At 38.3% G+C, this 23,658-nt stretch carries 25 protein-coding genes; 14 read left to right on the top strand and 11 right to left on the bottom strand.

All coding sequences use genetic code 11. The annotated features are described in order from the left end of the window. The first annotated feature begins 2 nt into the window (after positions 1–2). Positions 3–3,266 carry a BamA/TamA family outer membrane protein gene (locus tag LVD16_RS01785; protein WP_233771872.1) on the top strand — a complete coding sequence of 1,088 codons (3,264 nt, stop codon included), beginning with the start codon at positions 3–5 and terminating at the stop codon, positions 3,264–3,266. A gap of 39 nt (positions 3,267–3,305) precedes the next feature. Beyond that, positions 3,306–4,184, top strand: coding sequence for a YicC/YloC family endoribonuclease (locus LVD16_RS01780; protein ID WP_233771871.1), 879 nt, complete (start codon positions 3,306–3,308; stop codon positions 4,182–4,184). Here LVD16_RS01780 and LVD16_RS01775 read toward each other — a convergent pair. Further along, a complete protein-coding gene (locus LVD16_RS01775; protein WP_233771870.1) occupies positions 4,179–5,483 on the bottom strand; it encodes a UDP-N-acetylmuramoyl-tripeptide--D-alanyl-D-alanine ligase in 1,305 nt (434 codons plus the stop codon). The genes LVD16_RS01780 and LVD16_RS01775 overlap by 6 nt on opposite strands. A gap of 112 nt (positions 5,484–5,595) precedes the next feature. Between LVD16_RS01775 and LVD16_RS01770 the strand changes: the two genes are divergently transcribed. Together LVD16_RS01770 and LVD16_RS01765 are read left to right on the top strand one after the other, a co-directional pair. Further along, positions 5,596–7,791 (top strand): T9SS type A sorting domain-containing protein, encoded by a 2,196-nt coding sequence (locus LVD16_RS01770; protein ID WP_233771869.1) that lies wholly within the window; start codon positions 5,596–5,598, stop codon positions 7,789–7,791. Continuing rightward, positions 7,788–8,153, top strand: coding sequence for a hypothetical protein (locus LVD16_RS01765; protein WP_233771868.1), 366 nt, complete (start codon positions 7,788–7,790; stop codon positions 8,151–8,153). The genes LVD16_RS01770 and LVD16_RS01765 overlap by 4 nt, the downstream gene beginning before the upstream one ends. Here the strand turns inward: LVD16_RS01765 and LVD16_RS01760 are convergent. From LVD16_RS01760 to LVD16_RS01740, 5 genes are read right to left on the bottom strand one after another with little or no spacing between them, the layout of a single operon-like run. After that, positions 8,150–8,938 (bottom strand): amidohydrolase, encoded by a 789-nt coding sequence (locus LVD16_RS01760; RefSeq protein ID WP_233771867.1) that lies wholly within the window; start codon positions 8,936–8,938, stop codon positions 8,150–8,152. The two genes, LVD16_RS01765 and LVD16_RS01760, sit on opposite strands and share 4 nt — an antisense overlap. Next, positions 8,926–10,074 carry a methionine aminotransferase gene (locus LVD16_RS01755; protein WP_233771866.1) on the bottom strand — a complete coding sequence of 383 codons (1,149 nt, stop codon included), beginning with the start codon at positions 10,072–10,074 and terminating at the stop codon, positions 8,926–8,928. The genes LVD16_RS01760 and LVD16_RS01755 overlap by 13 nt, the downstream gene beginning before the upstream one ends. Next, positions 10,074–10,628, bottom strand: a complete 555-nt coding sequence (gene def / locus LVD16_RS01750) for a peptide deformylase (RefSeq protein ID WP_233771865.1) — start codon at positions 10,626–10,628, stop codon at positions 10,074–10,076. The genes LVD16_RS01755 and def overlap by 1 nt, the downstream gene beginning before the upstream one ends. A gap of 42 nt (positions 10,629–10,670) precedes the next feature. After that, the gene (gene ruvX / locus LVD16_RS01745; RefSeq protein ID WP_233771864.1) at positions 10,671–11,090 is read right to left on the bottom strand and encodes a Holliday junction resolvase RuvX; all 420 of its coding nucleotides are present in this window, start codon (positions 11,088–11,090) and stop codon (positions 10,671–10,673) included. Next, positions 11,090–11,830 (bottom strand): iron-sulfur cluster repair di-iron protein, encoded by a 741-nt coding sequence (locus LVD16_RS01740; protein ID WP_233771863.1) that lies wholly within the window; start codon positions 11,828–11,830, stop codon positions 11,090–11,092. The genes ruvX and LVD16_RS01740 overlap by 1 nt, the downstream gene beginning before the upstream one ends. A gap of 260 nt (positions 11,831–12,090) precedes the next feature. On the opposite strand from LVD16_RS01740, the gene LVD16_RS01735 reads away from it, so the two are divergent. The 6 genes from LVD16_RS01735 to LVD16_RS01710 are packed head-to-tail and all read left to right on the top strand — an operon-like array spanning position 12,091 to position 17,363. Beyond that, a complete protein-coding gene (locus tag LVD16_RS01735) occupies positions 12,091–13,722 on the top strand; it encodes a S41 family peptidase (RefSeq protein WP_233771862.1) in 1,632 nt (543 codons plus the stop codon). Between the two features lies 1 nt (position 13,723). Beyond that, a complete protein-coding gene (locus LVD16_RS01730; protein WP_233771861.1) occupies positions 13,724–14,884 on the top strand; it encodes a homogentisate 1,2-dioxygenase in 1,161 nt (386 codons plus the stop codon). A gap of 55 nt (positions 14,885–14,939) precedes the next feature. Next, positions 14,940–15,431, top strand: coding sequence for a hypothetical protein (locus LVD16_RS01725; RefSeq protein ID WP_233771860.1), 492 nt, complete (start codon positions 14,940–14,942; stop codon positions 15,429–15,431). Between the two features lie 30 nt (positions 15,432–15,461). Then, on the top strand, positions 15,462–16,760 hold the full coding sequence (locus tag LVD16_RS01720; RefSeq protein WP_233771859.1) for a DNA recombination protein RmuC: 1,299 nt from the start codon (positions 15,462–15,464) through the stop codon (positions 16,758–16,760). Between the two features lie 2 nt (positions 16,761–16,762). After that, positions 16,763–17,140 (top strand): co-chaperone GroES, encoded by a 378-nt coding sequence (locus LVD16_RS01715; protein WP_233771858.1) that lies wholly within the window; start codon positions 16,763–16,765, stop codon positions 17,138–17,140. A 19-nt stretch (positions 17,141–17,159) separates the two neighbouring features. Next, positions 17,160–17,363 carry a hypothetical protein gene (locus LVD16_RS01710; protein ID WP_233771857.1) on the top strand — a complete coding sequence of 68 codons (204 nt, stop codon included), beginning with the start codon at positions 17,160–17,162 and terminating at the stop codon, positions 17,361–17,363. Here the strand turns inward: LVD16_RS01710 and hemB are convergent, their stop codons facing one another. The 3 genes from hemB to rocD form a co-directional block, all read right to left on the bottom strand. Beyond that, the gene (hemB, locus tag LVD16_RS01705) at positions 17,364–18,347 is read right to left on the bottom strand and encodes a porphobilinogen synthase (protein ID WP_233771856.1); all 984 of its coding nucleotides are present in this window, start codon (positions 18,345–18,347) and stop codon (positions 17,364–17,366) included. An 84-nt stretch (positions 18,348–18,431) separates the two neighbouring features. Then, the gene (locus LVD16_RS01700) at positions 18,432–19,289 is read right to left on the bottom strand and encodes a substrate-binding domain-containing protein (RefSeq protein ID WP_233771855.1); all 858 of its coding nucleotides are present in this window, start codon (positions 19,287–19,289) and stop codon (positions 18,432–18,434) included. A 7-nt stretch (positions 19,290–19,296) separates the two neighbouring features. Further along, complete coding sequence (gene rocD, locus LVD16_RS01695; protein WP_233771854.1) at positions 19,297–20,544, bottom strand: ornithine--oxo-acid transaminase; 1,248 nt, start codon at positions 20,542–20,544, stop codon at positions 19,297–19,299. A gap of 256 nt (positions 20,545–20,800) precedes the next feature. Here rocD and rpmB point away from each other — a divergent pair, with 256 nt between their 5' ends. From rpmB to ftsY, 4 genes are all read left to right on the top strand, one after another. After that, on the top strand, positions 20,801–21,040 hold the full coding sequence (gene rpmB, locus LVD16_RS01690; RefSeq protein ID WP_233771853.1) for a 50S ribosomal protein L28: 240 nt from the start codon (positions 20,801–20,803) through the stop codon (positions 21,038–21,040). Between the two features lie 28 nt (positions 21,041–21,068). Beyond that, a complete protein-coding gene (rpmG, locus tag LVD16_RS01685) occupies positions 21,069–21,251 on the top strand; it encodes a 50S ribosomal protein L33 (RefSeq protein ID WP_233771852.1) in 183 nt (60 codons plus the stop codon). A gap of 2 nt (positions 21,252–21,253) precedes the next feature. After that, positions 21,254–21,409, top strand: a complete 156-nt coding sequence (locus LVD16_RS01680; protein WP_233771851.1) for a DUF4295 domain-containing protein — start codon at positions 21,254–21,256, stop codon at positions 21,407–21,409. Between the two features lie 136 nt (positions 21,410–21,545). Further along, positions 21,546–22,508 (top strand): signal recognition particle-docking protein FtsY, encoded by a 963-nt coding sequence (ftsY, locus tag LVD16_RS01675; RefSeq protein WP_233771850.1) that lies wholly within the window; start codon positions 21,546–21,548, stop codon positions 22,506–22,508. On the opposite strand, the gene LVD16_RS01670 is transcribed toward ftsY, so the two are convergent. Both LVD16_RS01670 and LVD16_RS01665 read right to left on the bottom strand, forming a co-directional pair. Beyond that, complete coding sequence (locus tag LVD16_RS01670) at positions 22,509–23,246, bottom strand: DUF6048 family protein (RefSeq protein ID WP_233771849.1); 738 nt, start codon at positions 23,244–23,246, stop codon at positions 22,509–22,511. Further along, entirely contained in the window at positions 23,209–23,658 is a 450-nt protein-coding gene (locus LVD16_RS01665) for a DUF6452 family protein (protein ID WP_233771848.1), read from the bottom strand. Before LVD16_RS01665 ends, LVD16_RS01670 begins: the two co-directional genes overlap by 38 nt.

The following is a 23,658-nucleotide window of genomic DNA, read 5'->3' as shown; positions in this document are numbered from 1 at the left end:
AAATGAGATTATATAAAAAGTTTATCCCTATACTTTGTTTCCTGCTAACGGTAGGACCAGCTGTGTTAGCTCAGAATGCATCAGAAAAGTTTGGCAGAAACAGGCAGCAGTATGAGCAATTTAATTGGAAGTATTTAAGCTCAGATAATTTTGACGTTTATTTCTATCAGGGCGGTGATAATATTGCTAAAGAAGTTACCGAATACCTTGAAGAAGAGTTTGAAAGGATTACGGATCTCATAGGTTACCCACCCTATTCTAAAACTAAAATTTTCTTATACAATTCCGTATCTGACTTACAACAAAGCAATGTTGGAGTAGATAACATGACCATTAGCCCTGGCGGCCAGACCAACTTTATAAAATCTAGTATAGAAGTGGCCAATCCTGGTAGCGTTGAAGAATTAAAAGGGGAACTATTATATAAAGTAAGTTCTCTCATTGTAAATGAAATGATGTTCGGCGGAAGCCTGAAAGATATGTTTCAAAGTTCCGTGCTACTCAACTTGCCTGAATGGTTCATTGAGGGGGCTGCATTATATGTGGCAAAAGGATGGACTATTGAAATGGATGATTATGTGAGGGAACTGGTGAAAACGAAAAAGCCAGAAAAACTTAATAGACTTACTGGAAGAAAAGCAGCTCTGGCCGGCCAATCAGTTTGGAATTTTATAGCTCAAAAATATGGAAGAAGTAATGTTTCCAGTGTTCTAAACTATACCAGAATCATCAGAAATGAGGAAAGAAGTATTGGGATCACGCTAGGGAAATCTTTTGATCGATTATTAGTAGAATGGAAAGAGTTCTATTCAGATATTGATCAGCAAGTAGCACAGAGTTATCAAGACTTATCTGATGAAAATAAAATCATTGACACTAAGAATAAAAAGGGCATTGTATATCGTCATGCTAAATTGAGTCCTGATGGTTCAAAACTCGCATACACTAAAAATTACAAAGGCAGTTTTGAAGTATTCATCAAAGACCTTAATACAGGAAAGGAAAACAGAGTTTTAGATGGTGGGTACAAGGTTATAGATCAGGCGGTAAATTATGAGATGCCTTTGATTGATTGGGCTGATGATGCCACACTTGGTATAGTGTATGCAAAAAGAGGGCAGTACTATTTCGTGCTTTATGATCTAAATACTAAGAGTAGACTACCCAGACCTTTGAGGAACTTCGATAATATCAGGAATATAAGTTTCTCTGATAATGGAAGGCTTTGGGTGGCCAGCGCAACAGTAGGAGGCTTGAATGATCTCTATCTGATGAGTACCAGAAGAGACAGAACAAAAAGGCTGATGCATGACGTCTTCGATGATATTGACCCGCGATTCATAGCCGGAACTAATACCATAGTATTCAGCTCCAACCGTACTACGGACTCCCTAGATATCAAAGACAAAGATTTTTCAAGAGTAACGGATAACTATAATCTTTTCTACTATAATCTGGATACTACCAAAGAGGTAGTTCACAGAGTAACTAACACTATAAGTTCTGACTATAAGCCAATACCTAAAGGCACTGATCGCATCTTTTATTTGAGTGATCAAAAAGGTATAGTTAACATTTTTAGTTACACGCCAAGTTCAGGTATCTACACGCAGATTACCAACTATGCCAGTAGTGTGAAAAGCTTCGATATTAATTTTGAAACCGGGGCCTTGGTGCTGACCATGCTGGATAATGATCATGATTATATTTACCATTTCCCGGATTTCAATTATGATCAACAGATATTTACACCGCTCACTGTAAGGCAGCAAATAGAACAGGTAAAAGCCTTCAGAACCAGGAAGACCAATGAGAAAAAGAGCGCACTTACAGTAAAAGAAATTGTAGAACAAAGGCTGGCAGAATCTAAAGCAGAACCAAAAGTGGTTTTAGATTCTTTAGACTCTGGACTTATTGATACAGATAATTATGTGTTTGAAAGTGATAAAGCAGGCCAGAATCAGAAAGAAGAAAAAGATTTGGTGAATACCAATGACTATACTTTTGATAATGATGTGGTAAAAGAGGAAGATACTGGTGAGTCATTCTTAACACAATATCGTAAGCTACGTGCAGATAATAAAATAGAGGGCCCTTTCCCTTATGAATCACGTTTTAGTGCTGACAATGTAGTTACTTCTATGGTGGTAGATCCGCTAAGAGGCATCGGCTTAAATCTTGAAACCGGCATGATGGATATGCTTGAGAACCATAAGTTTAATGGGGGTATTTATTCGACCTTTGATTTTAAAAGTGGTGATATTTTCGCTCAGTATCAGTTCTTAAAGTACTATATAGATTATAAAATTCGCTATGATAGAAAGGTTTATACCTTTGATGATCTAATCCATAAATATGTTCAGAATAAATTCCAGCTTGGTGCGGCTATTCCATTCAGCACGAAGGCCAGGCTGAGTATTAATCCTTTCTACAGTCAGGTAAGGTCTCTTGATCTTGACAACGTAACTGGGCCGAACGTGCCAAGTCCTAATTTAGCTCCTAAGAACGATGATTATCTGGGTGCCGATATAGAATTGGTTTATGATAACTCTATCATAAATGGCATGAATATCATTGAAGGAACGCGGGCGAAAGTGAAACTAGAACATTATGAAGGACTCAGCGACAAGGATTTATCTTTTAGTAACCTTACTGCCGACCTAAGACATTATCAAAAAATTTATAAAGAGATAGTACTGGCCACCAGAGTGTTTTATGGTAAATCATTTGGTAGCAGACCTAAGCAATTTTTGCTTGGCGGTGTAGACAACTGGCTTTTCTTTAGAGAGAATACCAGCGGAGATAATAATCCATTAGATTTTAGCTCTGAAGGTTATAAAACAGATGTGATTTTCGCTAAGTATGCCACTAACCTTAGAGGGTTTCCATATGCTGCTTTAGTTGGCGAAAACACGCTTTTATTTAATGGTGAGCTTCGTATCCCATTGATCAGAGCATTAAGCAATGGACCTATATCATCTAATTTCTTTAGAAATTTACAGTTTATAGGCTTCTTTGATGCGGGCTCTGCCTGGACTGGTGTATCGCCATTTCATGAAGATAATAGCGTGAGTACGGAAACCATTCAACAAGCTTCTTTCACCATATCTTTAAAGAACTATAGAAATCCATGGTTATATAGTTATGGTGTTGGCCTTAGAACCATATTGCTAGGTTATTACATGAAGTTTGATGTAGGTTGGCCAGTAGAAGATTACAATGTGGGATCACCCAAGCTGATGGTAACGTTAGGATACGATTTTTAAGTCAGTTAAATTTGCCTCATTTTCAATAAAAAATAGAATATGCTCATATCCATGACAGGTTATGGTGCGTCTGCTCTTTCAGACGATAACCTTAGTATTAATGTTGAAGTAAAAACGCTTAATTCAAAATATTTAGATTTAAACTTCAGGCTTCCCAAATCCTTTTCTGAAAAAGAGATTGAACTTAGAAATCTTGTTTCAGAGAAATTGCAGCGCGGGAAAGTAGTGCTCAACATTGACTATGTTAATGAGAAAGATGTAGAGCTCAAACAGAGATATAATGAGGAGCTTTTTAAAAAATACTACATGAACCTTAGAAAGCTGGCTGACAGGGTGGTAGCTCCAGATACAGAGTTGTTTAAGATAGCTTTAAGTGCTCCTGATGTAATCATTAATGATCAATCAGAAAGCCTTAGCGAAGAAGAATGGGCACAACTTAAATCTATAATTGTAGAGGCCATTGATAAGTGCCATGAGTTTAGAAGCAGAGAAGGTGCAGAGCTTCAGGCTAAGTTTGAAAGCTACGTTAAAAGCATAGCAGATAATCTTGAAGAAGTGGCTAAGCTTGATCCCGAGCGTGTAGAAAGAATAAGAACGCGTATTAAAGGCAACTTGCAAAAGTTTGTAGACGAGGAAAATCTTGATAAAAACAGACTGGAACAGGAGCTCGTTTATTACATCGAAAAATTAGATATCACTGAAGAAAAGGTAAGGCTTAAAAGCCACCTGGATCACTTCATGGAGGTTTTATCCGCGAATGTTTCATTGGGTAAAAAGCTTGGTTTCATCTCACAGGAAATGGGCCGAGAAATAAATACCATTGGCTCAAAAGCAAATGATGCTCAAATTCAAAAGCACGTAGTGACTATGAAGGAGGAGCTTGAAAAGATTAAAGAACAGATTTTGAATGTTCTATAAATGATCTACAATGGCCTCAAGCCCTAAACTTCTTGAGGCCTTGATTAAGATGGTGCTATCAGTAAAGCGCTCACTTTCCAGAGCCGATATTAATTCACTTCTATTGGAGAAATGTTTTGCAGATGGAACATGCTTTAAGGCAGGTTTGATAAGTTCGCCGCATAAATAAATATTAGTAAGGCCTTTGTCAGATAAGGTAGCTCCTAATTTTTCATGTTCTAAATCGCTCTCCGGACCTAATTCTTTCATATCTCCCAATATGATCACCTTATTCTTAGCATCCATCATGGCCAAATTGTCAATGGCAGATGCCATAGAACTTGGGTTAGCGTTGTACGCATCCAAAATGATGGTGTTAGAATCTTTCTTTATGATCTGAGATCTGTTATTAGTTGGAGAGTATTCAGCCACGGCATCATTAGCATCTTGCTCAGCTACATCGAAAAACTTTCCTATACATAATGCCACAGCAATGTTTTCAAAATTATATTTCCCGATTAGTTGAGTGCTAATCTCTTTACCATTCTCGGCGGTGAACTCTACATACGGAGATGCATTTTTAAACTCGCAATGATAGTAGTCTCCCTGAGCAGGGTAGAATAAAGGGCTTTCAAATCTCTTAGCCATATTACTAAGAATCTCATTATTAGAGTTGATCCAAACTGTACCGTTGGTTTTAATCAGGTAGTGATACAACTCACTTTTTGCCCTAATTACGCCCTCGAATCCTCCAAAACCTTCTAAATGAGCCTTTCCAATATTTGTGATCAGTCCGTGAGTGGGGTTAGCAATCTCACATAAGGCTGCTATTTCTCCTACATGGTTGGCTCCCATTTCAATGATCGCTATTTCATGGTCTTGAGTAATATTGAGCAATGTAAGAGGCACACCAATATGATTATTGAAGTTTCCTGCTGTAGCAAGTGTGTTAAATTTCTTGCTCAATACTGCATTTATAAGTTCTTTGGTGGTAGTTTTTCCATTAGAACCTGTAAGTCCGATTACAGGGATGGTCAACTGCTTTCTATGATGGTTGGCCAGTTTTTGAAGGGTTTCCAAAGTATCTTCCACCACAATATAGGCGTCACTTTTTTTGTAAGCTTCATCATCTATCACAGCTATTGATGCTCCTTTGGCCAAAGCATCAGCGGCGAATTCATTAGCATTGAAATTTTCTCCTTTGAGAGCAAAGAATACGTCACCTTGTTGTATTTTTCGGGTGTCAGTAGAAACGTGGCCACTTTTAAGATATGCGTTATAAATTAATTCAATGTCTCTCATAGGTAAAATCTTATTCATGCTAAGTTATATGAAAAATGGTATTGTGCCACAATTTACCTTATCATATCCTGAGGCTGAATTCCAAACCTTAATTTTTCGCCTGCGTTAGAATGGTAACACTTTTTTGCTCATGAAGTCTACTTTAACTCTTTGCCTTTTTCTTTTTACCATCACAGCACTTCATGCTCAGTTTGCCTATGAAATAGAAAATGCTGTTCCGGTAGATGGGCTTCAATATCCTTTTGCGGGTGGAGTAAACTCCGGGCAATACAATAATTTAGATCTAAATAATGACGGCGTACTAGATCTGGTGGTATTTGACCGTACCGGTGGTAAGATCCTGACCTTTATAAATTCTAACGGTACTTGGGCTTACGAGCCTGAATATGCCTATTATTTCCCTGAAGGTGTAAATAGTTGGATGATACTTCGTGATTTTAACTGCGATGGTAAGCAAGACATTTTTACCAGCGATGCTCTGGGTATGAAGGCCTATGTAAATATCACTGAAGAAGGTGGTCCTCTTCAATGGCGATTGTTTAATAGTAGAGAGCCGTCACCTTCACCTTTATTAACAAAGGGCTTCACGGCCAATATTAATTTACAGATGAACAGTACCGATTTACCTGCTATTGAAGATGTGGATGGCGATGGTGATCTTGATATATTAGTCTTTAGACCCAGCTCTAATTCTACCATAGAGTTTCATAGAAATCTTAGTGTTGAGAACGGCGGTGGATGTGATTCTTTACAGCTGGAAAGAGTTTCACAGCAATGGGGAGGACTTAAAGAATGTTCTTGCGGCACCTTCGCCTTTAATAATGATGATTGTGGTGTAAGTGGAGGGCGAGAAGCTCATCAGGGCGGTAAAAGCATGTTTCTCTATGATAGAGATAACGACGGAGATCTTGACCTGGTAATTTCGGAAGAAACATGTACCACCAGCTATTACCTCGAAAATGTAGGTGATAAGGAAGAAGCTTCTTTTCAATCAGTTAGTGCAGATTTTCCTACTGCTGCCGACCCCGTTGATGATTTGATATTTCCGGCTGTGTTTAGAGCCGATGTAGATATGGATGGCTTGGAAGATTTTATGGTTTCTTCAAATGCTCCCACCAGTTCATTAGGACAGATTGACTTTTCTCAGAGCAACTGGTGGTATAAAAATACCGGAACCAGCTATACATTAATGCAAAAAGATTTTCTCACTGATCAAATGATAGATGTCATAGAAAATGCCAGTCCCGCTTTCTTTGACGAAGATGGAGATGGTGATTTAGATATGATAATTGGCCAGTTTTTGAGCCAGAACGGAGGTACACATGCTCAGCTCAGATTATATGAAAATTATGGTACCGTGGTAGCACCTGCCTACAGGTTAAAAGATGAGGATTACTTAGGCTTATCTCAGTCTGATGTAATTAACATAAAGCCTAAAACGTATGATATTAATAATGATGGTAAGTTGGATTTAATATTTAGCGCAACTAGTTTATTAACCTATTCGACCAACCTTTTTTATGCCATAAATACTTCTTCCAGAGGCATGTCATTCTCAGAATCAGCCAAGCAGTTTTTCACCATGAGTGAACCAGGTGATTACTATGAAAATTATGAAATTACGGATATAGATGGTGATGGCCAGGCGGATTTGCTCATAGGGAAACTTACTGGAAAAGTGGAGTATTATCCTAATGTGGGTGATAGTGACAATCCTTCATTTATATTAGAAGATGATTCTTTTTATGGTCTGGATTTTAGTACATCCAGAATTAATCCGGCTATGGAAGTGGCAGATTTAAATGCTGATGGCAAGCAAGATTTATTGCTCACTGATCAGCGCGGAACCATAACTATCTATAGCGATTTTAAATCTCATCTGGAAAACCCCGAGGAGGGTATAGTAGAGATTATGCAGCCAAAAGATGGGGATGAATTAACAACTTATCGGTTCGGGAGTAGATTATATCCCGTTGCAGTTAATCTTTTTAATGAAAATAAACCGGCCATTGCCTTAGGCACTGGTCAGGGTGGGGTTTTCATAATAAGAAATGTTGATACGAGCGCGGGCCATGAAAATGTGACCGATCTTGATGTATTTCCTAATCCTTTAATGGGAAGTAGAAGATATATTAATGTAAGTTCTAGATATCCTGGAGAGGGAACGGTGGTAAACATACTCGGAAAAATAATGTCTTCTTCCTTTTCTATGGCGCCTCAAACCAAATATTCAATTGATGTAAGCCATTTACCAAACGGCGTGTATATTATGATGGTGAAAACGGGTGATAAGATAGTGAGTAAAAGATTTGTAATAGACCATTGAGAGTATTCCTGAATATTAAAATAACTGATAATCAGTTTAGTTACGGTAATGACGTACCTGTGTCTCCCAATAATACCAGCGTTCTTGACCTGGATAATTATTCTGATGATCTAACGGTATCATCCATGCTGAAGGGACTTGAGCAATCGGAAAAAGCGGTGGTGCTTATTGCTGTAGAAGATGACTCAGCTGACGTTAAGAGCTTGTTTAAAATTTTTAAATACCTGGTGTTTTCTAAGCAGCCTGTTAAAATTCTTTATTCTCAGGCACACCCTTTAATCACTAATTTATTGAGGCCTTGTAAAGAAAAGGTTTTGCCTTTAGAAGATGTGGAAAATGCTATAACCTGGCTGCAGGATTAATTTAGTGTAAACTGATCTGCGTCTAACTGCGTGGGAAATTTAACTCTAAACTCTGCCAGCTCATCATAGCTCAAACTAAGGGTTGCAATATCTTCAATATCCGCTTTGCTGTAGATTTCCTCACCTCTGGGTGAAATAACAGCGGAATGGCCATTGTAAGGAATTTCGTTTCCATCTTTACCTACTCTATTCACGCCTACTACATAGCAAAGATTTTCGATGGCCCTTGCCTTTAATAAAATATCCCATGCTTGAACTCTAGCCTGGGGCCAGTTAGCCACATATATAGCCAGGTCATAAGCTAGCTCGCCTTTGTTATTCAAATTTCTGCTGAAAACAGGAAAGCGAAGGTCATAGCAGATAAAAGGGCAGATTTTCCAACCATTTAAATCCACCACCAACCGATGTTTACCTGCAGAGTAATGTTCATGTTCATTGGCCATTCGGAATAAATGCCTCTTATCGTAGGTGTGAAATTCTCCTGAAGGCTTCATCCAGAGTAGTCGATTGAAAAAATTCTCACCATCTTTAGCTATGAAGCTTCCGCAGACGCATGCTTTTGTTTGCTGGGCCATTTGGCGCATCCATCTGAAGGTAGTGAAGTTCATAGGTTCTGCAAGGCTACTTGCTTCCATGCTAAAACCCGTAGTGAACATTTCAGGAAGAATGATCAAATCGGTTGGCCCCTCAATTTGCCAGATTTTTTCTTCGAACATGGCTAAGTTGGCCTGAGTATTTTGCCAATGTAGCTCTGACTGTATGATGGAAATTTTTAAATCTTGCATAATATTTCAGTTGCCTTTTTTAAGGTCTCTTCATTTTTAGCAAAGCAAAAGCGTAGAACCTGATTATCTTGTTCACTATCACTGAACACCGAAATTGGAATGGAAGCTACTCCATGTGTTTTCGTCAACCACTCAGCCATCTCAACATCAGGTTTGTCAGAAATATCTTTGTAGGACAATAACTGAAAATAAGTGCCACTGGCTGGTATGGCTTCAAACCTGGAATTTTGAGTTCCTTTTAAGAATAAATCTCTCTTAGCCTGGTACATGGTATCAATGCCTTGATAATTTTTCTCATCTTTTAGAAATTCGGCCAAAGCCAACTGTACCGGGGTATTAACACTAAAAGTTACATATTGGTGCACTTTTCTAATTTCTCTACTCAGATATTCCGGCGCTATTACATATCCTACTTTCCAGCCAGTAATATGAAACGTTTTGCCGAAAGAAAATGCAACAAGACTTTTCTCGTACAGAGCGGGAAACTGAAGTACACTCTGATGACTTTTGCCATCGAAAGTGATGTGTTCATAGACTTCGTCACTCAGTACAAATAGCTGCTCATGTTTTTTGACCAAAGCTTCCAGTTGTAATAAGTCATTTCTGCTCAGTACGCTTCCTGTAGGATTATGCGGATTATTGATAATGATTAGCCTGGTCTTTTCAGAGATGGTGTCTTCTACTTGCTGCCAATCAATATTGAAATTAGGAAACTGTAGGTTGAGATGGATCGGTATGCCACCACTTAAACGAATAGCGGGATCGTAGCTATCATAAGCCGGATCAAAAACTATTACTTCTTCTCCAGGATGTACTAATGCCTGAATGGCCACAAACAATGCCTCTGTAGCACCGGCTGTAATAGTGATTTCAGCGTCCTGATGAAGATTTAAATTGTACTTTGAATTGTAGGTTTTGCTTATTTGCTCCCTGAGTTGCGGGGAGCCTGTCATAGGGGCATATTGGTTATGCCCCTGTAACATATATTTATTTACCAGCTCCGGAAGTTGATCATCTATCGGAAAATCAGGAAAACCCTGAGATAGATTAATGGCCTTGTGCTCTTGGGCCATTTGAGACATTACAGTAAATATAGTAGTGCCTACTTTCGGAAGCTTGGATTTTAAGTTAGACATTATCGCTTAGCCGGAATAGCTACCCGATAGTCCACTTTCATCTTTCCTTTGGTAATATTTTGAAGTTTTCCTTTCAGCATTCTCTTTTTTAATGGCGAAAGATAGTCTGTAAATAAAACACCTTCAATATGATCGTACTCGTGCTGTATGATACGAGCCTTCATGCCATCAAATTCTTCTTTGTGCTCATTCCAGTTTTCATCGAAGTAATGAATTAAAATTCTTTCATTTCTACTTACTTCTTCTCTGATATTGGGGATGCTTAAACAGCCCTCTTCAAATGGCCATTTCTCTCCTGTTTCTTCTATCATTTGCGGGTTAATGAATACCTTTTTGAAGTCTTCCATTCCTTCTTCTTCAATGGGTCTTCCATCTACCACAAACATACGAATGCTTTTACCTATTTGGGGTGCGGCAAGTCCTATTCCACTGGCACCTTCCATAGTTTCAAACATATCTTCACTAAGCTGAACTACATCAATTTCCCCTTTTACTATGTCAGTTGCTTTTTTCTTTAATACAGGGTCACCATAAACCACAATAGGATAAATCATATTACACTTTTTCTTGAATGAAATACAAAATTAAGGATAATTTTAAAAAGAAGAAGAGCTATCCAAATAGGATTGTAGTATCAGGGCTGCACTTACCTTATCAATGTTGCCCTTGTTTTGTCTGTCTTTCTTTTTCATTCCTCCAGATAAGAGGCTGTTAGTGGCAATTTTACTGGTAAATCTCTCGTCCACTTCATGAATAGGAATAGATTCAAAATTGCGCTTTAGTTTATCTATCACCTTTCTTACTTTGTTGGTAGAGTCAGTATCCTGATTTTGAAGATTTTTAGGCATGCCTATTACTATGCCTTCTACATCTTCATCAGAACAATATTTTATCAGGAACGGGAAAAGTTCTTTAGTATCAACTGTTTCCAGCGGCGATGAAATGATTTTTAATGGGTCAGTAACTGCCAGGCCAGTACGCTTGGCGCCATAATCAATCCCTATAATTCTACCCACTAATTAAAACCTATATTGAATGAAAATTTGTTTTTAGCCTCCTTCTCAAGCATAAGAGCCTTTGGAAATAGAATCTCATTTTCTACTCTGGCGTGTATGATCAAGCTTTTTTCCAAAGCTTCCAGCTCAGAATAAATTACTTTTACGTGAAGTGGAGTCTGCTCATCAGTAGCATAACCATTAGTAATTCTTCTTATGCCTTTCATTTCATCATCATGCTCTTCATGCTCTATGGCATATCTCTGTAAGCAGTGTTTCTCCATTAGATAATACAGCTTAGATATATTACCATCGCCGTTAATGAAGTTGTCTAACGATGTGATATAGAAGAATAAATTATCTTCTTCTTCGTAGATGTGATGAATAAAGTCTTCCACAAATAGCGGGAAAACAAATTTTAGATCTTTCTCTATTACATTGTAGTTCTCATGATCAGCTTTAAAGCCCTCAATGATCTGAGCTATGTAAGGGAGCTTTTGTTTAATAAATACATAATGAGCATGTTTCAAGTACTCCATTATTAAATCTATCGGATATTGATTCAATAATGTTGGCTCGGCAGGTTCAGATTGTACTGCTTCCAGTTGTCTGGTAACACGTTCTACCTTAAGCCCTTTTTCCTTGCAGGCTTGCTCCAGTGTTTTCTCAGAGTAATCGTAAAACTTAATGCCAAAGTAGTATAGCACTGATGCATATACATAGTTGGTGTCTACAAGTTCGTTGATTTTTCTCTGATTCAAGATTAATAGTTAATTTTATTAAACGTTAATTGTAAATATACAAAAGTCATTTTAAGAAATTAAGTCAATTATCAGATTAAAATAAATGATTTTTTAGTCTTATGAACTAATTTTTTAATAGTATTAGGGGTAGAATATGTGTTTATAGAACATAGATTTTTAAAACCCATGAGGTTAACAAATGAGGCGAAGGTCTCGTTAAAATATTAACTGTAATTAGGCTCCAGGAGCGAGGTGTTTAATAAAAATTATTTTTTAGAGTGAGCGAATACAAAAATTCAAAATTTCAAATAAGGCTGCCTATTATTTTATGCATAGGAATAGCCGCGGGAATACTTATCGGGGCTACTTTCACAGACTCTCCGTCAGTAGTGAAGAATGATTTAAGTTCTAACCTACAGAAGTTTAAAGAAGTACTTACGCTGATAGATCAGAACTATGTAGATACGGTGAATACGGATAAGCTGGTGGATGATGCCATCACTCACATGCTTTCTGAGCTGGACCCGCATAGTGCTTATATCCCTGCCAGCGAAGTGAAAAGAGCTAATGAGGACCTCAAAGGAAACTTTGAAGGAATAGGCATTGAGTTCAATATCTTTCAGGATACAATAGTGGTAGTAACACCATTAAGTGGAGGCCCAAGTGAGTCTGTAGGTGTAATGTCTGGAGATAAGATTATAAAGATAGACGGTGAAGACGTTGCGGGAGTGGGTTTCACAAATAGAGATGTACAAACGCATCTAAAAGGAGAGAAGGGCACGGAAGTTCTTGTTACTGTAAAAAGAAAGGGCAAAAAAGAGCCAATCGACTTTAATATTATCAGAGATAAAATTCCTCAGCAGTCAGTAGATGCCAGCTATATGATAGATGACGAAACTGGCTATATTAAGGTAAACCGTTTCTCAGCTACTACATATGAAGAATTTTTATTGTCTTTGAAGAAGCTGAAAAAGGATGGTATGAAGCGCCTGGTGTTAGACCTGCAGGGTAACCCTGGTGGGTACATGAACCATGCTATTCGTATGGTTGATGAATTCTTGCCGGATAAGCAAAAGATTGTTTATACCAAAGGCAAGCAGTCTCGCTTTGATATGGAAGCTAACTCTGAAAACAAAGGAGAATTTGAAAAAGGAGACCTCATTGTATTGGTGAATGAAGGATCGGCTTCAGCTTCTGAGATTGTAACAGGTGCGCTGCAAGATAACGACAGAGCCCTGGTAGTTGGACGAAGAACTTTTGGAAAAGGACTAGTTCAGAGCCCTATGGACTTAAGTGATGGTTCAGAAATGAGACTAACTATTTCACGCTATTACACACCGAGTGGCAGATCTATTCAAAAGCCATATGATGATTTGGATGACTATGGAAAAGACATGCTTGATAGATATAATCATGGAGAGTTCTTTAGTGCGGATAGCATTCATTTCAATGATTCTCTGAAATTTGAAACTAAGCACGGACGTGCTGTGTATGGAGGAGGAGGTATAATGCCAGATTTCTTTGTGCCTTTAGATACTACACATACATCTCCATACCTCAATAGATTATTTACTAGCAACTCGGTACAAGAGTATACTTTTAAATATGTTGGTATGAATAAGGCTAAGCTGGAGGCCATGGATTATCAGGATTTCATTAAGAATTTCCAGGTTACTGATCCTATGCTTAGCGATTTAGCTGCCACCGGAAAGGCGAATGGCGTTAAGCCAAATCTACCCGAGATGGAGCGTATGAAAGACTTGTTTAAGCTGCACGTTAAAGCTCAGATAGCCAGGCAAGTATGGGGTAATGATGGTTTTTACCCAATTTTTAATCAAACCAATGAAGTGCTGAAACAAGCGGTGAAACTGTTTGATGAAGCAGAGAAGTTAGAACGAACCAAAATGTAATATGTACTATCATAGATTAGGAGAGATACCCAGCAAAAGACATACTCAGTTTAGGCAGCCAGATGGAAGTCTATACAAGGAAGAACTAGTGTCATCGAGAGGTTTTTCTGGCATTTATTCTAATTTGTATCACATATATGCGCCAACCAGCATCAAGTCGTTGGGTGAATCGAGATCTATAGCTACTTCTATTGTCACAGATTATGGCTTGAAGCAGACTCACCTGAACACTTCGAAGATAGAAACTACAGGTAAAGACTTTCTGGATGCAAGATTGCCGCTACTTAAGAATGCTGATGTGACTTTGTCGCTATGTAATCCTGAGGAGCGACATATGGATTACTATTACAAGAATGCTGAAGGTGATGAAGTAATTTATATTCATGATGGTAATGGTTATCTGCTCTCTCAGTTTGGTAAGCTAAGGGTGAAGAAAGGAGATTATGTAGTTATACCTCGAACTGTAATTTATAAGTTTCAGTGGGATGAAGGTGCTGATGTCAGGCTGCTTGTTATAGAATCTGCAGGGCCAATAGAAACACCAAATCGATATAGAAATGATCTTGGTCAGCTACAGGAACATTCGCCATTTTGCGAAAAAGATATCCGTCCTCCGGAAGAGCTTATTACTGAAGAAGAAAAAGGTAGCTATACCGTTTTGATTAAAAAACATGATCATTTACATGAATACCTTTTCGAGCACAGTCCTTTCGACCTTGTAGGTTGGGATGGGTATTTATGGCCATATGCTTTCTCTATTTATGAATTTGAACCAATTACTGGTAGAATACATCAGCCACCGCCCGTACACCAAACATTTCAGGCACACAACTTTGTGATCTGTTCATTTGTGCCGCGCTTGTTTGATTATCACCCAAAGGCTATTCCTGCACCATATAATCACTCTAATATAGACTCAGATGAAGTGCTGTTTTATGCTGAGGGAGATTTTATGAGTAGAAAGGGAATAGAGAGAGGATCTTTTACTCTGCATCCAGGTGGTATTCCTCACGGGCCTCACCCAGGTACAGTTGAGAAAAGTATAGGAGCTAAGGAAACGAAAGAATATGCGGTAATGGTTGACACTTTCAGGCCGCTTTATTTAACAGAAGACGCACTGAGGTTTTTAGATGAAAACTACCCCATGAGTTGGTCAGAATAATTGAATTAATGCGATTTTATGATTAAATTAAGTAACTAACCTACCGTGAAAAGCTATGCGATCTAGAATATTGTCCTCTAAGAAGGTGAGATATTATATAGTCTTCAACTTTTTGATTTGGATAGTATTATTAGGAGCTATGATTTTTGCAGTTTTTGAATCGGAAAATAAAGGTTTCGTTTTATTTAATATCGCCTATTACAGCTTCTTCTTCTATAAGATATTCTGGCTGCGCACGGCCAAGCTTAAGAACATAGAATATGATGATCATTTCCTCTATCTGGTAGAGCAGGGGCAGGAGATCCAATTACCATATACTGAGGTAAGAGACATCGAACTAAAAAGCCTCACCGGTGTGCATGTCATTCAACTTTATCGTGATTTTGGCTTTGGAAAAGAAATTTATTTCAAATCTTCATTATGGTACCCCTTTAACTTTAAGCGCATAGATCAGGAAGTATATAATCTCAGGAGGAAAATAGAATTCTCTAAATACATGCCTGAAGAAGAGGAGCGAGACCTGGCTTTAGCTAGCTCGGGAGTTTAATTTTTAGATATTTTCAAGCATCTTTGACCCATGGAAATCATTTGGCTAGTCGTGGGTTTGCTTATAGGTGGAGTTGCTACCTGGTTTATAGCAAAATTTAAATTTTCAAGTAATACTTTGGAGTTTTCTGCTGAGAAAAAAATAGCAGAAGAGAGAATCACTACTTTGGTGGCAGAATCTGGTCAGATTAAGCAAGAGCTAGCCGCCGAGAGAAATAAGGTGCTTGAACTCAATAATAATCTTTCCACCACCGAGGCTAATTATAATAACTTAAAGGAAAAACTTGGTGAGCAAAAGCAGGAGCTGGAGAAACTGCAAGAACGTTTTGCCTTAGAGTTTAAAAACCTGGCCAATGAAATCTTTGAAGAGAAAAGCAGAAAATTTACTGATCAGAATAAGGTAAATCTTGGTGAACTATTAAATCCTCTGAAGGAACGAATAGTTGAGTTTGAGAAAAAGGTGGAGCTGAACAGCAAAGAAAGTCTTGAACAGAGCAGTGCTTTAAGAGAGCAGCTTCGTGGCCTTCGGGAGCTCAATCAGCAGATGACCAAAGAAGCTGAAAATCTTACTAAGGCCCTTAAAGGAGATACTAAAACTCAGGGTACCTGGGGTGAATTTATCTTAGAAAGTATTTTAGAGAAATCAGGCTTGGAAAAAGGGCGTGAGTATTTTATTCAGGAATCATTTACTAATGAGGAGGGCAGAAGACTACAGCCCGATGTAATTGTAAAGCTGCCAGATGATAAAAATATTATTATAGATTCGAAAGTGTCTTTGATTGCCTATGAGCGATATGTAAGTGGCGATGAAGAAGAGCGGATGATCAATTTAAAGGCGCATCTTCTTTCTATGAAGAACCATATCAAAGGCCTGGATCTAAAAAAGTATCAGCAGCTTCATGGTGTTCAGGGCTTAGACTTTATTCTTATGTTCATTCCTATAGAGCCAGCTTTCAGTACCGCTGTTCAGGGAGATGCTCAGCTTTTCAACGATGCTTATGATAAGAACATTGTCATAGTGAGCCCATCTACACTTATGGCTACGTTAAGAACCATTGCTAATATTTGGAAGAACGAATACCAGAGTCAGAATGCTTTAGAGATTGCACGCCAGGGCGGTAATTTATATGATAAGTTTGTGGCTTTTATTGAGGATCTTAAAAAAGTAGGTAATAACCTCAGAATCACTCAGAATGCCTATACAGATGCCATGAAAAAACTGTATGAAGGAAAAGATAATCTAGTGAGAAAGTCAGAAAGATTACGAGAGCTAGGCGCTAAGGCTAGTAAAACTATTGATCCAAAACTAATAGACAGAGCAGACAGTTAATTATGCAGAGTATAACTCCTGACAGCAAATTGAAAAAACTGATAGTAGTAGGTGACCGTGTGCTGGTGAAGCCGGTAAAGCAGTCAGATAAAACTGATAGTGGTCTGTTTTTGCCTCCTGGCGTTCAGGAGAAGGAAAAAATACAGAGCGGTTATATTATCAAAGTTGGTCCTGGTTATCCTCTCCCTTTGCCCTCTGATGAGGAGGATGCATGGAAGGGTAAAGATGAACAAACAAAATATATTCCCCTACAGGCTGAAGAAGGTGATTTAGCTATCTTTCTTCAAAAAGGAGCTATAGAAGTGATTTATGAGAATGAAAGATATTTCATAGTCTCGCAAAGTTCTATTTTAATGCTGGAGCGCGAGGAGGATTTTTAATAAGAGTTGTTAGAGAAGCATGAAAGGATTATCAATAAATGCCATGCGTGTAGGGTGGAGGTACAAACTGATAAACTATGGAGAAGTTTATGAGTTTGAAACATTGAAGAGAATAAATGATGAGAACTTTCTGCTGAAAGATCTCTATACGCTGGAACAATATGAAATCCACGACCTGGTTAGATTTGGCCGTGGAGATGATTTTGAAATCAGGGAAATCTAATTACAGTTTCCCTTCTTTTTTTAGCTGAGCAAATTCTTTAGCACAGTAAGTAAGAATGATATCTGCACCAGCTCGCTTCATGCTCACAAGCATTTCATTCATTACCGGCACCTTATCTAACCAGCCATTTTGAGCAGCAGCTATTAACATGGAGTATTCGCCACTTACATGATAGGCAGCTATAGGCAGATCATAACTGTCTTTCAGAAGCTTGATAATATCCAGGTAAGCTAATGCGGGCTTTACCATAAGAAAATCTGCACCTTCCTGCACATCCAAATCTGCTTCTATTAAAGCTTCTCTTTGGTTGGCAGGATTCATTTGATAGGTCTTCTTGTCACCACTTTTAGGAGCAGAGTCCAAAGCATCTCTAAAAGGTCCATAAAATGCACTGGCATATTTCGCTGTGTATGACATGATAGATACATCTGTAAAGCCATTGGCATCTAATACATCTCGGATATAACCCACACGTCCGTCCATCATGTCAGATGGCCCAATGATGTCTGCACCAGATTCTGCCTGAGAAAGTGCCATTTTACCTAAGATGTCCAGCGTTTCATCATTAAGGATTTTGCCGTCCTTGTCTACTAGGCCATCATGCCCGTCAGAGCTGTAAGGGTCCATGGCCACGTCAGTCATCACGCAAGCCTCTGGGAAAGTTTCTTTCACTTTCTTTAATGCTTGCTGATAAAAGAAACTATTGTCATGGCTTTTTGTGGCGTATTTGTCTTTATGGCTTTCATCTACCACAGGGAAGATGTCAAAAGCTTTTACTCCTAGGCTGAGGCACTCTTCAATTTCTTTCAGCATCTGGTCAATGCCCAGCCTGTAAATGCCTGGCATAGATTTTACCTCTACTTTTCCTTTTGGATCTTCGAGCAGGAATAGAGGCAAAATTAGATCGTCAGTGGTCACTTTTGTCTCTTCTACTAACGAGCGTATAGCAGCTGATTTACGGTTTCTTCTTGGTCTGGTGATCATAATTGAAGGTCTTTATGTGGACAGGGCAAATTTAGATAAGAAGCATAAGATCCTGCCTAGTAATAAATTAAAATATCGGGTTATTTATTGTCTTTGCCTTTTCCAGATTACATTATCCAAATTGGCAGATTCATCGGCTATACCTGCTTCTTTTAAGGTAAACAATACACTGCTCAGCATCTTATCACTTACCCATCCGTCAGTAGCCCATTCTGTGGCATGATACCAATATTTAGCATCTTGCAATGGTATATCATATCTTTCGCTAGTCATGGTGATGGCATCTTCATTTTTCATGAACTCTGCACATGCCTTATGCACTACCCTTAAAAACTTATCTAATATTTCTGGCTGTTCGGCTATCACTTTATCACTGGCAGCTATCATAAAGCACGGCCACGGAGAAATGAATTCACCTATTCGGCGCAAATAGCCTTGCTTCACATAGGGTTTGGTAGTGTATTTTTCCCAATAAAAAATATCGGTATTGCCATTGTTTAATGACTCAAGAGCTCCATTCAGGTTTTGAACCGGAATGAATTGCTCTTCAGCCATTTTTTTACCTTTAGTAAGAGCATCTACAGTAGGCATTAAATGAGAGCCAGATCCGAAGCGACTAATTGCGATATTCTTATCAAATATCTGATCGTAATGATGTACGTCACTATTTTTGCCTGTATGTACTCCCCAGATAAGTGGAGAAACCACATAAGGGCTGATTATTTTTGATGGATTGCCATTAATTATGTCGTTGATGATGCCCTCTGTAAGTAAAATACATACATCACATTCATCATTTCTTAAAGCTCTGTTCATCTCCCCGGTTCCACCAGGATAATCTGTCCAGGTTACTTCAACTCCTTCTTTTTTAAAAGCTCCATTTTCAATACTTAAATGGATAGGTAAGTTAAAGTGTTCTGGAACCCCGCCTACTCTTAACATCTGCTTCTTACTTATTAAATTCTAAAAACGTTTTTTCTATTATATCGCAGCACTCACTAAGTTGTGCCTCATTCATTACCAATGGAGGGGCAAATCGGATAATGTTTCCATGTGTAGGTTTAGCTAAAAGGCCATTATCTTTTAATGCTACACATAAATCCCAGGCAGTAGAGCTATCTGGTGTGTCATTGATAACAACTGCATTTAGAAGTCCTTTACCTCTCACTAATGTAGCCAGATCCGTTTTGGCTATAAGCTCTTCCATGCGAGCTCTAAATATAATCCCTAATTTATCAGCATTTTCTGCTAGTTTCTCATCCTCTACCACTTCAAGAGCTGCCATAGCTACCTTACAGCCCAGCGGATTTCCTCCGAATGTACTGCCGTGCTGGCCTGGCTTTATCACTTCCATAATGTGCTTATCAGCCAATACTGCTGATACTGGATAAACACCACCAGAAAGGGCTTTTCCTAATAAAAGCATGTCTGGCTTAAGATCTTCATGTGAGCAAGCGAGCAGCTTACCTGTCCTTGCTATACCTGTTTGAATTTCATCCGCAATGAAAAGAACCCCATACTTCTGACATAATTCATAGGCCTTCTTTAAATAACCTTCATCCGGAACCATTACACCTGCTTCACCTTGGATAGGCTCTACTAAAAATCCTGCGATATTATCTTCTTGAAGAACTCTTTCTAGTGCCTCAAGATCATTGTATGCTACAGAAATGAAACCTGGAGTGTAAGGGCCAAAGTTGTTTTTTGCATCCTCATCATTGGAGAAAGAGATTATTGTAGTGGTTCTGCCGTGGAAGTTGCCATCACAAACTATGATTCTGGCTTTATTTTCATCTATTCCCCTTTTCTCATAAGCATACTTACGACATATTTTTAAGGCAGTCTCCACAGCTTCTGCTCCAGTATTCATAGGTAAAACCTTCTCGAAACCGAAATAGCTGGTTACAAACTGCTCATAAGCACCTAATACATCATTATAAAAGGCACGGGAGGTAAGCGTAAGAGTTTCTGCTTGTTCTTTTAATGTGTTAATAATTTTGGGATGGCAGTGTCCCTGATTTACAGCGCTGTAGGCAGAAAGGAAATCAAAATATCTTTTACCTTCAGCATCCCACACGTATACACCTTCACCTTTAGATAAAACTACCGGAAGAGGATGATAATTATGAGCGCCATATTTATCTTCTAGTTGAATAGCTTCCTGCGAGCCTAATTTTTGATTTACAGTAGTGTTCATATCTATTTAATAGTTAAATGTGTATCTATTATTTTAGTTAATTATATATTAATTAAGGCGTGGTGCTTATTAATTTGGCGCAAAAGTAATAAATTTGCACGTAGAATAAAGGGAAATAGAGGCTTGTCTGGGCGCTTTCATGCACTTAGATAAATTTTTCTATAGAATAATTTAAATAGCACTTTGAATATTCTTAAAAATTTTCCGATATTTGCAGACCCAAATAAAAAAGGTACAAATTTAATTTTTTATAAAGATGTCAAGAGTTTGCCAGATTACCGGAAAGAGACCTCAGGTGGGAAATAACGTTTCACACGCAAACAATAAAACCAAAAGAAGATTCAATCCAAATCTTCAAAAGAAGAGATTCTATATCCCTGAGGAGGACAAGTGGGTAACTTTAAAGGTATCTGCTTCTGCTATTAGAACCATCAATAAGAATGGTATTACAGCCGTTTTGAAAAAAGCCAGGGCAAACGGTAACACATTGGTTTAAGTAATTAAAGCATTAAATAACATTTATCATGGCTAAGAAAGGTAACAGAGTTCAGGTGATTTTAGAGTGTACTGAGCACAAGGAAACTGGTAAACCAGGAACTTCAAGATACATCACTACAAAGAATAGAAAAAACACTACTGAGCGTTTAGAGCTTAAGAAGTATAACCCTATTCTTAAAAAATATACTGTTCACAAAGAAATTAAATAACTATGGCTAAGAAAGTAGTTGCAACCCTTCAGAAAAAAGAAGGTAAGAATTTTGCGAAAGTAATTAGAGCGGTAAGATCTGAGAAGACTGGTGCTTATACTTTCAGGGAAGAGATGGTTCCTGTTGATCAGGTAAAAGATACTTTAGCTAAAAAGTAAACAATAGCTTATATAAAAGCATTATTAAAGTCCCTTCTGAATAGTACTCGGAAGGGACTTTTTTGTTATTTTCACCCGATACTTATAACCGAAAAGGTGGCGCAGAAACCAACAGCCGGTTCAAACAGATAATTTTATGGCAATTTTTGGAGGTTTATTTTCAAAAGAAAAGAAGGAGTCCCTGGATAAGGGGCTTGAAAAGTCTAAGGAGAGCTTTTTCTCTAAATTAGGTAAGGCAGTTGTTGGTAAGTCTAAGGTAGACGAAGAGGTACTTGATGAACTAGAAGAAATATTAATCACCTCTGATGTTGGTGTTAACACCACCATTAAAATTATTGAGCGCATAGAAGAGCGAGTAGCCCGAGATAAGTATATGGGCGTGGAAGAGCTTGATAATATTCTTAGAGAAGAGATAGCAGGCCTTCTAGCTGAAAATAACACTGAAGATATCCAGGATTTTGGTATCCCTACGGATGTAAAAAGACCCTATGTAATTATGGTAGTTGGTGTAAATGGAGTGGGCAAGACCACTACCATTGGAAAGCTTTCTGCACAGTTTAAAAATCAAGGTCTTAAGGTAGTACTGGGAGCGGCAGATACTTTTAGAGCAGCTGCTGTAGATCAGATAAAACTTTGGGGTGATAGAGTAGGAGTGCCTGTAGTTTCGAAAGGTATGAATACTGATCCTTCTGCCGTAGCTTTTGACGCTGTAAAGCAGGGGGTAGATGACGGCGCTGATGTAGTAATCATCGATACAGCCGGTAGACTTCACACTAAAGTTAATCTTATGAACGAGCTTTCTAAGATTAAAAGGGTGATGCAGAAATTTATTCCTGAGGCTCCACATGAAGTATTGCTAGTGCTAGATGGTAGTACTGGTCAGAATGCTACCATTCAAGCTAGAGAATTCACAAAAGCTACAGAAGTTACTTCCTTGGCCATAACCAAACTAGATGGTACTGCCAAAGGTGGTGTGGTGATAGGAATATCTGATGAATTTAAAATACCTGTAAAGTATATAGGTGTAGGCGAAAAAGTAGAAGACCTACAAGTATTTCATAAAATGGAGTTTGTAGACTCTTTCTTCAAGAAGCAATAATTACTTTTTCGGATAAAACGGAACCGGTGAATTCCTTACCGGTATCCTAAAGATCAACCAGTAGTTAAATCCCCAGGTCACTTTTTCATCAGCTCTACCATATCCTGGTATGGTATTAGGAATGAGCTTTTCATCTTCAAAGCTGTTAACGCCAAACTTAAATCTGGCGGTATAGCCTAGCCACATAGTCTTCCATATTTTTACTTTAAGACCGCCTACTAGTTCAAACCACTTGGCGTTGATTGCATCATTTTCAATTCTTGCTGCGTGTAGTCCGTAGGTAGGATCGTTCTTAATATAAGAAAGGTCATCTGAAAATTTAGTGAAGGCATATCTTAATCCAAAGAATAGAGCACTTCTGTCCGGATCTTTGTATAAGAAGTTAATATCCGGACCGAATTTGAAATAAGATCCTTTTACATGATAAGCTGCGCTGTCATTAAATAATGATCTTTCTACCTGTCCATATTCTACATTGAATAGATATTTATGGAAATCAATATCAGCGTAGAAGTTAAGCTCAGTGTAATTATCCTTACTGAAGGTTTTTACCATACTGATAACGTCCGTACCAATCCTAATTCCTGTAGGAATGTACATAGTGCTGGAATCTAGTTCAGCAAGTAAAGAATCTGCCTTTTGCTTTACTTGTCCCTTAGTTTGGGCAAGGGTACAGAATGATGTGGCTATAAGGACTAAACTAATTAAATACTTTAACATCATTTCCGGTGCTGGCATTTGATAAAATATTATTAATAACCTTCACTGAGTCAACGCCGGTCGACTTTACGCTCAAGTTAGAGATTACAGTCTCCAGTCCGCAATCTTCAGAAACAAGTCTGGTGCCTACATGATACTTAAATGTTAAAGTAGACGGTCCGTAGGTGGTGATGAATGAAAAGACACTGCTGTCTCTATCAGTTCGTAAAGGTATAGTTAATGATGAGTACAGATCAGGAGCATAAAAGACAGTGTCTTCTATTCCCAGAGCCCTTAAAGATGAAACTCTGATGGTGTCAGAAGCATTTTCTGAGTTGAAAAAGCCGATGGTTACGTTTGTGGAGGCTTCGCTATTGCAGTCGGCGTCGTCAAGACAGGCCGTGAATAGAGCAGCACAGGCACAAACTATATAAATTAATCTATACTTCAT

Origin of the sequence: Fulvivirga ligni, from assembly GCF_021389935.1 — a bacterium.
Classification (GTDB): Bacteria; Bacteroidota; Bacteroidia; order Cytophagales; family Cyclobacteriaceae; genus Fulvivirga; species Fulvivirga ligni.
Note: the sequence above shows the minus strand (reverse complement) of the source record. Positions and strands in the feature narration are given on the sequence as shown.

Bases quoted from the DNA above. Each gene is read 5' to 3' on its own strand.
- LVD16_RS01785 (WP_233771872.1), top strand. From the start codon at position 3: ATGAGATTATATAAAAAGTTTATCCCTATACTTTGTTTCCTGCTAACG.
- LVD16_RS01780 (WP_233771871.1), top strand. From the start codon at position 3,306: ATGCTCATATCCATGACAGGTTATGGTGCGTCTGCTCTTTCAGACGAT.
- LVD16_RS01775 (WP_233771870.1), bottom strand. From the start codon at position 5,483: ATGAATAAGATTTTACCTATGAGAGACATTGAATTAATTTATAACGCA.
- LVD16_RS01770 (WP_233771869.1), top strand. From the start codon at position 5,596: ATGAAGTCTACTTTAACTCTTTGCCTTTTTCTTTTTACCATCACAGCA.
- LVD16_RS01760 (WP_233771867.1), bottom strand. From the start codon at position 8,938: ATGCAAGATTTAAAAATTTCCATCATACAGTCAGAGCTACATTGGCAA.
- LVD16_RS01755 (WP_233771866.1), bottom strand. From the start codon at position 10,074: ATGTCTAACTTAAAATCCAAGCTTCCGAAAGTAGGCACTACTATATTT.
- def (WP_233771865.1), bottom strand. From the start codon at position 10,628: ATGATTTATCCTATTGTGGTTTATGGTGACCCTGTATTAAAGAAAAAA.
- LVD16_RS01730 (WP_233771861.1), top strand. From the start codon at position 13,724: ATGTACTATCATAGATTAGGAGAGATACCCAGCAAAAGACATACTCAG.
- LVD16_RS01725 (WP_233771860.1), top strand. From the start codon at position 14,940: ATGCGATCTAGAATATTGTCCTCTAAGAAGGTGAGATATTATATAGTC.
- LVD16_RS01720 (WP_233771859.1), top strand. From the start codon at position 15,462: ATGGAAATCATTTGGCTAGTCGTGGGTTTGCTTATAGGTGGAGTTGCT.
- LVD16_RS01715 (WP_233771858.1), top strand. From the start codon at position 16,763: ATGCAGAGTATAACTCCTGACAGCAAATTGAAAAAACTGATAGTAGTA.
- LVD16_RS01710 (WP_233771857.1), top strand. From the start codon at position 17,160: ATGAAAGGATTATCAATAAATGCCATGCGTGTAGGGTGGAGGTACAAA.
- hemB (WP_233771856.1), bottom strand. From the start codon at position 18,347: ATGATCACCAGACCAAGAAGAAACCGTAAATCAGCTGCTATACGCTCG.
- LVD16_RS01700 (WP_233771855.1), bottom strand. From the start codon at position 19,289: ATGTTAAGAGTAGGCGGGGTTCCAGAACACTTTAACTTACCTATCCAT.
- rocD (WP_233771854.1), bottom strand. From the start codon at position 20,544: ATGAACACTACTGTAAATCAAAAATTAGGCTCGCAGGAAGCTATTCAA.
- rpmB (WP_233771853.1), top strand. From the start codon at position 20,801: ATGTCAAGAGTTTGCCAGATTACCGGAAAGAGACCTCAGGTGGGAAAT.
- rpmG (WP_233771852.1), top strand. From the start codon at position 21,069: ATGGCTAAGAAAGGTAACAGAGTTCAGGTGATTTTAGAGTGTACTGAG.
- LVD16_RS01680 (WP_233771851.1), top strand. From the start codon at position 21,254: ATGGCTAAGAAAGTAGTTGCAACCCTTCAGAAAAAAGAAGGTAAGAAT.
- ftsY (WP_233771850.1), top strand. From the start codon at position 21,546: ATGGCAATTTTTGGAGGTTTATTTTCAAAAGAAAAGAAGGAGTCCCTG.
- LVD16_RS01670 (WP_233771849.1), bottom strand. From the start codon at position 23,246: ATGCCAGCACCGGAAATGATGTTAAAGTATTTAATTAGTTTAGTCCTT.
- LVD16_RS01665 (WP_233771848.1), bottom strand. From the start codon at position 23,658: ATGAAGTATAGATTAATTTATATAGTTTGTGCCTGTGCTGCTCTATTC.